The sequence below is a fragment of the Aeromonas cavernicola genome, from assembly GCF_002795305.1.
Lineage (GTDB): Bacteria > Pseudomonadota > Gammaproteobacteria > Enterobacterales > Aeromonadaceae > Aeromonas > Aeromonas cavernicola.
In genome coordinates, this window is the sequence record NZ_PGGC01000060.1 from 26,929 (window position 1) to 38,930 (window position 12,002).

Here is a 12,002-nt window from a genome sequence, read left to right on the forward strand (position 1 = left end):
TAGCCATGGTTGCGGTTGCGTCTAGCACCAGCGCCTGTTTTTGCGACGCTATCAAGGGGTTGGTGAAAGGTTCACCACTGGTAGGGTGGGCGGTAATGAGCCCGCAGCGACGCCACACCCTCATGGCAAGTTAATGGCAACAAAAAGCCCGGCGCAGTTGGCCGGGCTGGTGGGGTAAATTGCTTACCCCAGTAGGTAATAGCTAAGGCGTCTATTGTGGATGATGTTTGAGGATGTCGTATATCTCCTCTTTCAGTTTAAGTTTCTGTTTTTTCAGATCCTTCACCTCGGAGCTGTAATCGCTGGCGTGATGCTTTTCCAGTTTTCTAATCTCCACATCCAGGTTGTTATGCAAGTCAAACTTCTTCTGGAAATGGGCATCACGGCTCTTCAGTTTAGAGATGAGATCTCTGTACTCTGGGAACATGTAATGGAACCTCCTTAGTGTCGTTTGCTGATGCCTGTAACATCAAACTACCCCTTAGTAGTCAGGAGGAATGTGATCCCGCTCCAATTTGGCGATAAAGATTGGCAAGATAGTCGTGTTATTTTTTAACTCTTTGAATAAGAACAAATAATTTTTAATTGATAGCAAGTTGCTGCTAAAAAATGGGCGCTAGTTCACGATTCAGCCCGCTGACGCTTGGCGCTAACATAAAAAAATGGGGCCGTCCGGCCCCATTGTTATCCCATGCTTATTTGCTGGGCTTTTCACTCTTCTTTTTCTTCTCCGGCAGGGGTTTACCTTCGCGGTGAATCACCTTACCGGCTTCAAATCCGATCTGGGCGGCGAGCTCTTCTAGGTCACCAGCATTGGCCTGATCACCGATGGCATAGCGATAGTTGGTGATGGAGAGCTTGTCGGCGACCGGTGTGCCCGCCACGATAGGCTCGCGCCAGCCTTGGCCGATGTGGGCGACCAAGGTGCCATTCATCAGCAGCTCACCGACGATCTCTTGGGTCGGGGTTCCCTTGCCGTAGGTCAGTCCTTGTGGATGTTTTTTGCCGACCAGCGGCTCACTGCTAGCGGGCATCAGCTTAGTGCGGATCAGCCATTTTGGGTTCTTGGTGTTCCCCACCGCTTTACCTGTTTGGTACTCATTGATCTTGATGGTTTTGATCATCTGCGCCATGAACGCTTTGGTCAGCGCTTTTTGGGCGGAGTTGGTCTCATCAATGGCGATAGGCGCGACGTACCACGTCTGGGGGGCCACCGCCTTGGCGGTGACGGCGTGGGTGTTCTGCGCCAGTGTCAGCGGGCTGAGTAGTAAGGCAGTGAGCAAGAGTCCGATTTTCTTCATGGTGATTCCACTTATGTTTCAACAAGAATTTTGTTTTGCCAACGACGACTGCGCCAGCGCCAGAACATGGCCAGACCCCGAACCCATTCATCACAGGCAAGGGCTAGCCAGATGCCAACCAGTCCATAGCCCTGCATGATACCGAGGAAATAGGAGAGTGGCACGGCAATTCCCCACATCGAGAGCAGCGCCATGTAGAGAGGAAAACGGGCATCGCCGGTGGCGCGCAGGGCATTGATCACCACCAAATTAAAGGTGCGGCCGGGCTCAAGCAGCAGGCTGATCAGAAACAGCTGCGCGACCAGGGTAATGATATCGGCATCGTTGGTGAACAGGCTGATGATCGCCCGACCATTGAGGGCGGCCAGCAGCGCAATCACCGAGGTGACGATAAAGCCGATTTTGAGGCTTTTCATCAGCTGGTTATAGGCTTGCTCAAAACGACGTGCCCCCGCCAGATGGCCGATGATGATCTCGTTGCCAAGGCCGATAGAGAGGCCAAACAGCAGGATAAATAAGCAGATTTGGAAGAAGTAAGATTGGGTTGCTAACGCCTTGTCGCCGAGCAGGCCGACAAACGCAGTGACCACCATAAATTGCAGCATCCAAGAGAGGTTCTCACCTGCGGCGGGGAGGCCAATATGCAGCACCTTGTCCAGCATGGCTTTGCTGGGGCGGAGGATAAGCCTTAGCTGCAAGTGAATACCGGTATAACGAGCGACCAACCCGATCAGCAGCAGCACCCCGATCAACCGGCCCGCCACGGTGCTGATCGCCACCCCAGCAACCCCTAGGGTGGGCAGACCAAACCAGCCGTAAAGCAGCAGCAAGTTACCGACGAAGGTGATGAGGTTGACGATCAGGGTCACATACATGGCCTGCCTCGTGTGGCCATGGGCCCGCAGGGTGGCCGCCAAACAGAGGGCCGCGGCTTCCGGCAACAAGCACAGACCAATGATCTGCAAATAGAGGGTGCCGTCGTTCATCAAATTGGCGGGCAGGTTCATCAGCGCCAGCATGGCACTCGCGCCCGCCATGACCCCGATCGCCGCCACCAGACCAATGAGTAAGTTAAAACTGATGGCAGTGTGGACCACTCGTTGGCTAGTCACCTTATCGCCAGCCCCCAAATATTGGGTAATCACGACGCTGGTGCCGATGCTGACAAAGCTAAATAAGGTGATCGCCAGATCAAAGACCTGATTGCCGACTGCCAGCGCCGCGACCCCTTGGTAGGAGACATGTCCCACCATAAAGGTATTGAGGGCACCGGTCAGAAAGTGCAGCGCGAGATCGATAAACAGCGGCCAAGTGAGCGCAAATAGCGTACCAGGGCCGCAATGGGGTTGCGATTGCATGGTGTATCCAACAGCTATGACGGCACGGGGAGAAGCCATCTGGCCGGGCATTTAACACCAAGAGCGGGACTGACGCAATCAGAGGCCGGGGTGACTCCCGGCCTTGTTTAGGCTGGGACCGAACCGGCCTCTTGCTCACTGGGGCGCGCTAAGTTGGCAGCGTCTGGCAGCGTCGTGTCTTGTGGCCAAGGGATTGGCGTGACAGCGCTAGCAGGGGTGAGCGCCTCGTCATGTTTAAACAGCGGTTCGCGATAGCAGCGGGTCATGCGCAGTGCCTGATACATGTCGGGGTAGAGGAGGATGCCCTCATCGCCGACTCGGATCCCCGCCTGCTTGAGCCAGTGGGTCATCTGGCCGTGACGCCCCGCCATGACCATATGAATACCACGCCGTTTTAGGTCCTTGTGCAACTCACCAATCATGGTCATCACGCTGATATCTTGATGGGTGAAACAGGCCACTGCATCGATTACCAGGCACTTGGGGCTGTGTGGGTCTTGCACCAGCAGCGCCAATACCCGCCGTTTGAAGTAAGGCGCATTAAAGTAGGTGAGCGGTGAATTGAAGCGATAAACCAAGATGCCGGGAATGGCTTTGGCCTGTTCGTTATCACCCAAGGTGCGTACCACGCCCTCTTCATCCATCCCCAGCAGTTGATCGGTGGGGCGCATCACGTTGCGTAGGAACTGAAATAGCCCCAATAGCACAGCGAGAGTAATCCCGGGAATTACCCCCATGGTCAGCACGCTGACAAAGGTGATTAACGCCAGCCAGAAGGCGGAGCGATCTGAGTGGCGCAGCGCCAACAGGCCGCGAAAGTCGGTCAGTGAGAGCGAGGCCATCACCAGCACCACCCCAAGGGCGGCAGTGGGGATAAATTGCAGCGGTGCCGTGAGGTAAAAGGTAATAAAGGCGATCACCGCGGCGGCGATGATGGAGACCAGCTGGCTTTTGCCGCCGTTGGCGTCGTTGACCGCGGTGCGCGAATCCGCCCCGCTGATGGCAAACCCTTGGGAGACCGCAGAGGCGAGGTTGGCCATGCCGAGGGCGCGAAACTCTTTATCCGCATCGATTTCGTAACCGTTTTTGGCAGCAAAGCTGCGGGCGGTCAGCATCATCGAGACAAAGCTGACCATGGCCAAGTTTAACGCCGGCAATACCAGATCACGCATCAAACCGGGGGGAAACTGTGGCACCTGAAAGGCAGGCAGGCCTGAGCCCACTTTCCCCAAGGTGGCAATGTGAAACTGATTCAGATCCAGTCCCCATACCAGACCGGCAGTGATCACCATGGCCACCATGGAGGAGGGCCAGGAGGGCTTAAACCGCTTGGCCAACAGCAGGGTGACCAACGCAATCAGGCTCATCGCCAAGGTCGGTAGATGAGTCTGGGTAAGGTAGTGAATGGCGTTGGCGAGCCGTTCGATCAGGTAGCGTTCGGTGAAGGTAAAGCCAAAGATTTTAGACAGCTGACCCACCATGATGGTGATGGCTACGCCGTTAAGCAGCCCCATCAAGATCGGGCGGGAGAGGAAATCGGCTAGCACCCCTAACTTAAAGCGGCTGGCAATCAGGCACCAGCAGCCGGTCATGGCGGTCATGGTCATCACCAGTTGCCAGTGGCGGGTGGCATCTCCAGCGGCGAGCGGGGTTACCACGGCGGCAATCACCGCGCATGTCGCGGCATCTGGCCCGACGATCAGTTGGCGCGAGGTGCCAAACAGAGCGTAAACCAGCATCGGCAGCATACAGGAATAGAGGCCAACAATGGCGCCTACCCCAGTCAGTTCGGCATATGCAATGGCGACCGGCAGCGCCACGGCTGCGACCGACAGTCCGGCACGCAGGTCGGGCATCAGCCAGGCGCGCTGGTATTGCAGCAGGGCCGCTAGACCGGGCAGCCAGCGTTCGAGAGAAAAGAGATCGCGCATTATTTAACCCATTGAGTTACTTACAGCTTTTACCCTAGTGTGCCCAAGGTTATCGAAATATTGCAATCAGGTTATGGTCCACCATGAGCACGATCAGAGATATCGGCAGGTTGGGTCGAACTGAGATGGTCAGCCGTTGTTATTTCTACTTAGCCAGACGTCGATATAGCGACAGCTCGGTACGATGGTGAGTCCTGCGGATTGCGTCCACTCAAAGAAGGCGCGGGCCAGTTGATCTGCCAGCCCTTGCGCCCGTAGCTCGGGAGGAACAAAGGTGCTGTAGGCATCGACGGTGTGAGCGTCGAGACGCCGGTAGCGTAGCCTTGCTTCTTGGCCGGCGATGAGGCAGACAAATTGCTGGTGATCGACTTGATGGATGATGTTGCTCATATGGTGGCTTCTCGTGTGGTTCTATTGCCCCACCATACCTGCTTGCCCGCCAAGGGAATAGCCCTTAGCTGGGGCTTACCTAAGAGCAGGTCATCGCCGATCCGGCTCGCTGCCTTGCTGGTGACAGATAGCCCCTCACCACCCTATTGCAACGGGTCAGTTGCCCGCCAGTGGTGGGTAGCGAGCACCTGCTTACTCGCCACCTTCTCTCCCTGCGGCAATAGCACCCCAGAACAGCGTAAAAGCACAGGCTTGCCAGTGGCCATCTTGGCCCCGCTCCGGTTGCTCGACAAACAGTGCGGCGCAGGCGAGAAACTGCCCCTGACACACCTCAAGCAGCAGTGGCATGGGGGCGGGAGTGATCTCGCCGCTGGCTTGCCCCTGTGCTAACAACGCAGGCAGAAAAGGCAGGGTATCGCTGAGGATCTGGCCGCGAGCTGAGCGGGCCAGCAGGGGAGAGTGGAACAAGCCCAGCACATATTTGAGCTCGTTAGGGTGTGTCAGCATCCAGCTCATCGCCTGCTGCCAGTAGTGGTGAGCCTGCTCGCGCAACGACAGAGAGGACGGGGCGGCACATATCTCCGCCCCTAATCTGGTTTTGATGTCGTGATAGAGGGCAAAGATCAGAGCCTCTTTGTTGGGAAAGTGGTGAAACAGGGTGCCGTTGGCAACCCCAGCTGCCTTGGCGATACGGGCGGTAGCGGCCCCTTGCAGACCATCCTCCGCGCACAGGGCAAGGGCCGCATCCAGCAGCAACCGACGTTTATCGGTCATGGCGGGTGGGGCGTTGTCTGGTGCTAAATGGGTCATATCATGCTGCTCCATCAACGTAGCAAGAAGGCCATCATCAGTTTTTGGAACCAGCGCTGGTAGGGCGGGTGAACCAAGCCGCCAGTGCTGAACTTGCCCCGAGTGAGCACGGTTTTCGCCTTGGAGAAGGTCAGAAATCCCTCATGGCCGTGGTAGTGGCCCATGCCGGAAGCGCCAATGCCGCCAAAAGGGGCATCGTCAGCGGCGACGTGCAACAGACAGTCGTTGATCGCCATGCCGCCAGCGTGAGTTTCGTTCGTCACCCGCGTTTGCAACTCGGGATCGAAGCTCATCAGGTAGAGAGCAAGTGGGCGGGGCCGCTCAGTGATATAGGCAAGGGCTTGGTCAAGGGAGTCGTAAGGGATGATCGGTAGCAGTGGGCCGAAGATCTCTTGCTGCATGACTTGGCAGTGGGCGGGCACCTCAGTGAGCAGATGGGGGGCGAGCAGGCGCTGGCTGTCATCTCTGGCTGGGCTGCCACAGGGGTGGATCTGGGCCCCCGCCTGTTTGGCTTCCTCCAGCCAGCTGATGAGGCGCTGATATTGGCGATCGTTGATGATGGCGCTGTAATCGGCACTGGCCAGTCCTTGGGGGTAGCAGCGGGTGAAGTGGCTGCGATAGGCGTCAATAAAGGGCTCGACCTCGCTGCGGGGCAGTAACACATAGTCAGGGGCCACGCAGATCTGCCCAGCGTTGAGGCTCTTACCGAAGATCATCCGCGCGACGGCGGTGGCAACGGGCATGTCGGGGGCGATCAGGCAAGGGCTCTTGCCGCCAAGCTCTAGGGTCAGTGGCGTGAGCTGTGGCGCGGCGGCGGCCATCACCTGCTTGCCCACCATGGTCGAGCCGGTAAACAGCAAGTGATCGAACGGGAGTGCGCTGAAAGCGGCCGCGATCTGGGCATCTCCTTCGATGATGGTGATCTCCTGCTCGTCAAACACGCTGGTGAGCAGGGTGCGCAACACCGCGTTAGTGTGAGGGGTGAACTCGGAGAGCTTCAGCATCACCCGATTACCCGCCGCGAGTGCGGTGATCAGCGGGCCGAGGCTCAACATCACCGGAAAATTCCACGGCACTATGATACCCACCACCCCGAGCGGCTGATAGTGGACCGCGACCTTAGCCGGTGCGAGCAGCAGCCCAGCATGGCGGCGCTGGGGCCGCATCCAGCGTTTGAGTCGTTGCTGGGTGTAGTTGATCTGCATGATGCAGGGCAGTACATCGGCAATCAGGCTGTCGTCGTGGCTGCGCTGGCCATAATCGGCGGCCAGCGCATGACACAAGGGTGTTTTATGGGCCAACAGGGCCTGCTTGAGTTTGGCCAGTTGGGCACGGCGCTCTGCTAGCGTGGGCATCGGGTGGGCATGGTAAGCCTGTTTGAGGCGTGCCAGTTGATCCGGCAGGGCCAGCTTCTGGGCGAGGATCTCATCGGGACTAGGTTGCTGCTGTGCTGCGTCCATGGTCTGCTCCGTGGGTAAAAAAACCGACTGATTAGTCGGTCAGAATCTAGGTGAGAATGAACCTGCTGTAAAGCCTTGCTATCGATCGAACCAGAATGGGCGCTATCTGTGCGACTGCGCACAGTTTTAACGCGGCAAGGTTGGTTAGCTATCCAATAAGAGGTATTTGATGGGGATGCGCTGATATGAGGAGATGCTAAATGAGTGCCGAATTAAATTGCTTATTAACCCGCCTTAACGATGTCGTGGAGCGAATGCCCGACTGTTTTAATACCTATGAATTTGCCCAGAAGTTGGCCCTGCACTACCAGCCCGAATTCTTTGCCGCTGGCCACTCTCTGGCCCAGCATGAGGGGAAGACCCTGCGGATACTGCACCAGAAAATCGCAGAGGCGCTGGCCAGCAGTGAGGGGGTGATTGAAGGGGCCCTGCTGCCCTGTGTGACCCCTTGGGGCGAGAAAGCGAGTTCACCTCGCTGGCATCGTAAATTTTGAGCCACCCCGTAAACCGCTAACGTTGACCTGTTAACCGTCAGCGTTGCTGTTTATTTGACTTCCTTGACCAGGAGTGTGCCATGTTTAGAAGCAGTAGGGAGGCTGATCTATGCCGTGTTACTACTCGCCTTGAGTTGGCATAACAAAGTTGTCTAGGGAAGACGGTGGCCCTGATTCAGACCACTGATAAGTAATTAAGGAGTCAATATGAAGCGGCTGATGTTAATAGGCTTATGTGGCATGTGTGGTGTCATTACTCAGGTAGCCGCTGCAAACCATGGCGGTGTGGCGGATGCCATCTACTATGGTGGCGACATCGTCACCATCGACGATAAGCAGCCCACGGTGGAAGCGCTGGCCATCAAAGAGGGGGTGATTGTCGCCGTGGGGGCGCGCAGTGAGATTGAACAGCTAAAAGGCACGCAAACGCAGATGGTCGATTTGCATGGCCACACCCTGCTGCCTGGGTTTATGGATGCCCATAGCCACTACATAAACGCCTTAACAGTGGCTAACCAGTTGAAGTTATACGCCCCACCGGCAGGGCCTGGTAAGGATGTAGCCAGTATCTTGGCTGAGCTCAAGCAGTTTGTCGCTACTCAGCAGATCCCTAAGGGCACCTTAATCCAAGCGTATGGTTATGATGACAACGCCATGTCCAATGGTCGTCTGCTCAATCGAGATGATCTTGATGCTGCGCTCCCCGATCATCCGGTGATTGTGCACCACGTCTCGATGCATGGCGGAGTGCTAAATAGTCTGGCGTTGGCCAAATTTAAGATAACTGCCCAGACCGTGACCCCTGAGGGGGGCATCATAGTGCGAAAAAGCGGCACTAATGAGCCGTATGGCCTGATCATGGAGACTGCCTTTTTGCCCATTTTTGGTGGACTGCCAAAGCCACAAACCGATCAAGAGATCGTGGCGGCGACCCAAGCTGGACAGCAACTCTATGCCAAGGCAGGGATCACCACGGCCCATGAAGGGGCCTCTCATGCGGTAGACATCGCGCTGATGCAAAAAGCCGCTCGCTTGGGGGCCAACATTATCGATGTGGTCGCCTTTACCTTTATGACCGATATGGAACAGGTGTTAGCGGAGAATCCACCTGCATCGTTTGGCAAATATGTTGATCGCCTCAAGTTAGGTGGGATTAAAGTCACCATTGATGGTTCGCCGCAAGGCAAAACCGCCCTGTTTAGTACCCCTTATTTGACCGGTGGGCCGAGTGGCGAACCAGACTGGCGTGGTGAGCCGACCATTCCGGCGGCCTTAGTGAACAAGGTTGTTAAGCATGTTTACGACCTCGGGCTGCCGCTCAATCTACATGCCAACGGGGACGCCGCCATCGACATGTTTTTGGCTGCCCATGAGTTTGCCGCGCCAACGAGCCTGGATAAAGATCGTCGTACCACCGTGATCCATTCCCAGTTTGTCCGCCCAGATCAGCTCGATAAGTATGCCAAATACAACATCATTCCTTCGATGTATACCCTGCATACCTACTACTTTGCTGAAGCCCACAAGGCCAATCGTGGCTTACAACAGGCGCAATATATCAACCCGATGCGTGATGCCATTGACCGTGGGCTGCCCGTGACCAACCACACCGATTTCGTGGTGGCTCCGCTTGATCAGCTTTTTATGCTGTGGTCGGCGGTCAATCGGCAATCACGGGGAGGGGAGGTATTTGGTGCTGATCAGCGCATTAGCCCGCTTGAAGGCTTAAAAGCGATGACGATCAACGTGGCCCATCAGTACCGTGAAGAAGATCGTAAAGGCACCCTGACCGTGGGTAAGTTGGCCGACATGGTGATCTTGGATAACAACCCCCTTAAGGTGGCGCCAATGGCCATTAAGGAGATACAGGTGCTGGAGACCATCAAAGAGGGCACCACCATTTATCGCTACGGTCAGTGAGTAGCGGAGTGTTATCAGCCGAGGTGCGATGGCGAATAACCAGAGGGAGGCGATGCCTCCCTCTGGTTATTTCACCGTTAGCATTGTCCCATTAGGTTAGGTCGCTCACCATGTTGGCCCTACGTCGTGCTCGACATCCTCACCTCCTGCCTGTGCGCTGCGGTTTCTGTGCGTGATGGGAGTCCGCTCCGGTGTGTATTACCGAGGGGAGCTCTGCGATGGTTATCAGCGCTCTAGCAGCGGTGCAGAGCGATAGCTCCACAGACCATAAGTGCGCAGCGCATCGCGGTAGATGCCGAGCAGTTCACTGTCACTGGGGGTTGCCAACTCTGCTAGCGGCTTGTCGGGATAGCTGACACTCGCCACTTGGATCTTGGCGGGGCCGATTTGATCGCAGGCGATTTCAAGCAAGGTTTGGCCCCGCCGTACATGGCTGGCAGAGCTGACCAGGACCGCATAATCAATTTGGTGACGAGCAAGGGCATAAGCACTGTACAGGGCATTTTCCACGGTGCTGGTGGCGTAGTTCTCTTCGATCAGGCGATCCCGAGCAATACCATGCTGGACCAGCCAGTCCGCCATCAGCTTGCCCTCGGTCTGGCGATTTTGCGGCACACCACCGCTCACAATGATCAATGCCTCTGGGTCCGCCTTGGCCAGCTCGAGCGTGGTCTGGAGCCGGCCCAGCAGGATCTTATCCATAGAGCCGTCAGGATTGAGGGCATAGCCCAAGGTGACGATGGCCCGCTTCCCTTCCTTTATCGCGTTAACTTGATCCTCGGTTAGCGCCGTTTGCAGCGGGGCCTTGGTCACGCGCTGCACGCGGGCAATGATCTCTTCGAGATCGGCCGCTCGGCCACTGTTGCGATTGGCGACGTTGGCCAGATAGGTCAGTGAGGCCGGCTGATTACCACGGACCAGCTGCCAAATCGCCAGATAGCTGTTGATATCCAGATCATCAGGGGCCATGGCTTGGGCCTGTTCCAGCAAGGAGATGGCTCGGCTGAGGTTACCGTTATAGATCTGAGCATTGGCAGCGGAGATCAACAGATCGGTGCGATAAGGCTCCAGTTGATAGGCAGCCAGCAGCCTTTCAGTGACCAGCTCCATATTACTGGGCATCTTAGCGGTAAATCCCGCGTGGGAAATTTTGGCGGGGGATTTGTAAATCTGCAGCGCCTCCCCCAGCAGCAGATCAACTGCTTGGCGTTTGCTGATAAGAGGGTTGAGGTCACTGCTGACCTGCATCGAACTTTCCGCCGCCAGCGTGGTGAGCGGCGCCAGTGCCAGTAGGCTGCTTAAGGTGAAGGCAATAAGAGCAGGTTTCATCAGTGATCCCTCATATAGGCTGCGATGTGGTGGTAACGAATATCAGCAATATTGTTATTTATCAACAGATTGGAGTGTAACAGGAACGACAGGTACAAACTGTGAGCTCACCCAGTACCAGATGACGAAATATCGCACGGATGGCCCAGGTATCGCGGCCTCATTGCCTAATAGATTGGCCCACTGACTCGCAGGCCGAGAAGAACAAGGGTTATCTCTATCGTTAATATGCCCGAGCCAATCGCAGGGATGGGCTCGGGCGTGGTGGGGAGCCGCCGTGGTGGGGGAGGGGCGCAGTGCGGCGGTTAAACCATGCTTGGCCAGCCAGAGTTAACGGTGCAGCTCGCCAGCACGCTCAGGTTGATAGACCACTTCCAGAATCTCGACCTGGATCTTGCGGCCAGCAGGGCCGGGCCACGCGATGCTATCGCCGACTTTCAAACCCAGTAGTGCGCTACCCACGGGGGCCAGCACCGAGATTTTGGACTCATCCCCTTGGGCATCTTTCGGGTAGACCAGCGTCAGGCAAAATTCATTGCCATTGTTGGGCATCTTAAAACGCACGGTGCTGTTCATGGTCACCACGTCCGGCGGTATGTCGGCCGGTTCACGCATCTCGGCGCGATCAAGCTCCTCTTGCAGGGCCTGATGCTGCGGATGGTTGCCCAGCAGCTGTTCGATGCGATCTAGGTCGAGGCTGGAGATCACCAGATGAGGTCGTTGCATAACAGATTCCTTATCAAAGAGTTGCGCAACCAGCATGTCGATCATGCCGGTCGCAGAGGTGTCGAATAAAAAAACGTTCGAAAACACGAAGCCCCCTATCTACTCGCGATCTGGGGCGAGGAAGGAGGCTCAACTGGGTGTGAGCGGGTGTGATAAAATCGTGAGCGCTTTCATGGGGATAACATAACCATTCCCGCTAGCCTTGGCAACCTGCTTGGGGGCGACCTGGTGCACGCCATGACTGGTCTGAGGTCCGGTCTAGCTATCGCGAGATGCGATAGCG

General features: G+C 56.4%; 11 protein-coding genes. 2 read left to right on the top strand and 9 right to left on the bottom strand.

Going from position 1 to position 12,002, the window contains the following annotated elements:
• Positions 1-211: 211 nt before the first annotated feature.
• The 7 genes from CUC53_RS06805 to CUC53_RS06835 form a co-directional block, all read right to left on the bottom strand.
• Entirely contained in the window at positions 212-427 is a 216-nt protein-coding gene (locus CUC53_RS06805) for an HP1242/YdcH family protein (protein ID WP_100293454.1), read from the bottom strand.
• Between the two features lie 268 nt (positions 428-695).
• Positions 696-1,301, bottom strand: a complete 606-nt coding sequence (locus CUC53_RS06810; RefSeq protein ID WP_100293455.1) for a hypothetical protein — start codon at positions 1,299-1,301, stop codon at positions 696-698.
• Positions 1,302-1,312: 11 nt separating this feature from the next.
• On the bottom strand, positions 1,313-2,659 hold the full coding sequence (locus CUC53_RS06815; RefSeq protein WP_100293456.1) for an MATE family efflux transporter: 1,347 nt from the start codon (positions 2,657-2,659) through the stop codon (positions 1,313-1,315).
• Positions 2,660-2,766: 107 nt separating this feature from the next.
• Positions 2,767-4,590: a SulP family inorganic anion transporter gene (locus CUC53_RS06820; protein WP_100293457.1), complete on the bottom strand. Its 1,824-nt coding sequence runs from the start codon at positions 4,588-4,590 to the stop codon at positions 2,767-2,769.
• Between the two features lie 129 nt (positions 4,591-4,719).
• Entirely contained in the window at positions 4,720-4,980 is a 261-nt protein-coding gene (locus CUC53_RS06825; RefSeq protein WP_100293458.1) for a GNAT family N-acetyltransferase, read from the bottom strand.
• Positions 4,981-5,172: 192 nt separating this feature from the next.
• Positions 5,173-5,790 carry a TetR/AcrR family transcriptional regulator gene (locus CUC53_RS06830; RefSeq protein WP_236757883.1) on the bottom strand — a complete coding sequence of 206 codons (618 nt, stop codon included), beginning with the start codon at positions 5,788-5,790 and terminating at the stop codon, positions 5,173-5,175.
• Between the two features lie 14 nt (positions 5,791-5,804).
• The gene (locus tag CUC53_RS06835) at positions 5,805-7,250 is read right to left on the bottom strand and encodes a coniferyl aldehyde dehydrogenase (RefSeq protein WP_100293459.1); all 1,446 of its coding nucleotides are present in this window, start codon (positions 7,248-7,250) and stop codon (positions 5,805-5,807) included.
• Between the two features lie 200 nt (positions 7,251-7,450).
• Between CUC53_RS06835 and CUC53_RS06840 the strand changes: the two genes are divergently transcribed.
• Both CUC53_RS06840 and CUC53_RS06845 read left to right on the top strand, forming a co-directional pair.
• Positions 7,451-7,744, top strand: a complete 294-nt coding sequence (locus CUC53_RS06840; protein WP_100293460.1) for a hypothetical protein — start codon at positions 7,451-7,453, stop codon at positions 7,742-7,744.
• Between the two features lie 207 nt (positions 7,745-7,951).
• On the top strand, positions 7,952-9,664 hold the full coding sequence (locus tag CUC53_RS06845; RefSeq protein ID WP_201796729.1) for an amidohydrolase: 1,713 nt from the start codon (positions 7,952-7,954) through the stop codon (positions 9,662-9,664).
• Positions 9,665-9,889: 225 nt separating this feature from the next.
• Here the strand turns inward: CUC53_RS06845 and CUC53_RS06850 are convergent, their stop codons facing one another.
• Together CUC53_RS06850 and rnk are read right to left on the bottom strand one after the other, a co-directional pair.
• Positions 9,890-10,993: an ElyC/SanA/YdcF family protein gene (locus CUC53_RS06850; RefSeq protein WP_100293461.1), complete on the bottom strand. Its 1,104-nt coding sequence runs from the start codon at positions 10,991-10,993 to the stop codon at positions 9,890-9,892.
• Between the two features lie 330 nt (positions 10,994-11,323).
• On the bottom strand, positions 11,324-11,719 hold the full coding sequence (rnk, locus tag CUC53_RS06855) for a nucleoside diphosphate kinase regulator (RefSeq protein ID WP_100293494.1): 396 nt from the start codon (positions 11,717-11,719) through the stop codon (positions 11,324-11,326).
• Positions 11,720-12,002: the final 283 nt, after the last annotated feature.

Excerpts from the sequence above, each read along its gene's own strand:
- CUC53_RS06805 (WP_100293454.1), bottom strand. The coding sequence starts at position 427 with ATGTTCCCAGAGTACAGAGATCTCATCTCTAAACTGAAGAGCCGTGAT.
- CUC53_RS06810 (WP_100293455.1), bottom strand. The coding sequence starts at position 1,301 with ATGAAGAAAATCGGACTCTTGCTCACTGCCTTACTACTCAGCCCGCTG.
- CUC53_RS06815 (WP_100293456.1), bottom strand. The coding sequence starts at position 2,659 with ATGCAATCGCAACCCCATTGCGGCCCTGGTACGCTATTTGCGCTCACT.
- CUC53_RS06820 (WP_100293457.1), bottom strand. The coding sequence starts at position 4,590 with ATGCGCGATCTCTTTTCTCTCGAACGCTGGCTGCCCGGTCTAGCGGCC.
- CUC53_RS06825 (WP_100293458.1), bottom strand. The coding sequence starts at position 4,980 with ATGAGCAACATCATCCATCAAGTCGATCACCAGCAATTTGTCTGCCTC.
- CUC53_RS06830 (WP_236757883.1), bottom strand. The coding sequence starts at position 5,790 with ATGACCCATTTAGCACCAGACAACGCCCCACCCGCCATGACCGATAAA.
- CUC53_RS06835 (WP_100293459.1), bottom strand. The coding sequence starts at position 7,250 with ATGGACGCAGCACAGCAGCAACCTAGTCCCGATGAGATCCTCGCCCAG.
- CUC53_RS06840 (WP_100293460.1), top strand. The coding sequence starts at position 7,451 with ATGAGTGCCGAATTAAATTGCTTATTAACCCGCCTTAACGATGTCGTG.
- CUC53_RS06845 (WP_201796729.1), top strand. The coding sequence starts at position 7,952 with ATGAAGCGGCTGATGTTAATAGGCTTATGTGGCATGTGTGGTGTCATT.
- CUC53_RS06850 (WP_100293461.1), bottom strand. The coding sequence starts at position 10,993 with ATGAAACCTGCTCTTATTGCCTTCACCTTAAGCAGCCTACTGGCACTG.
- rnk (WP_100293494.1), bottom strand. The coding sequence starts at position 11,719 with ATGCAACGACCTCATCTGGTGATCTCCAGCCTCGACCTAGATCGCATC.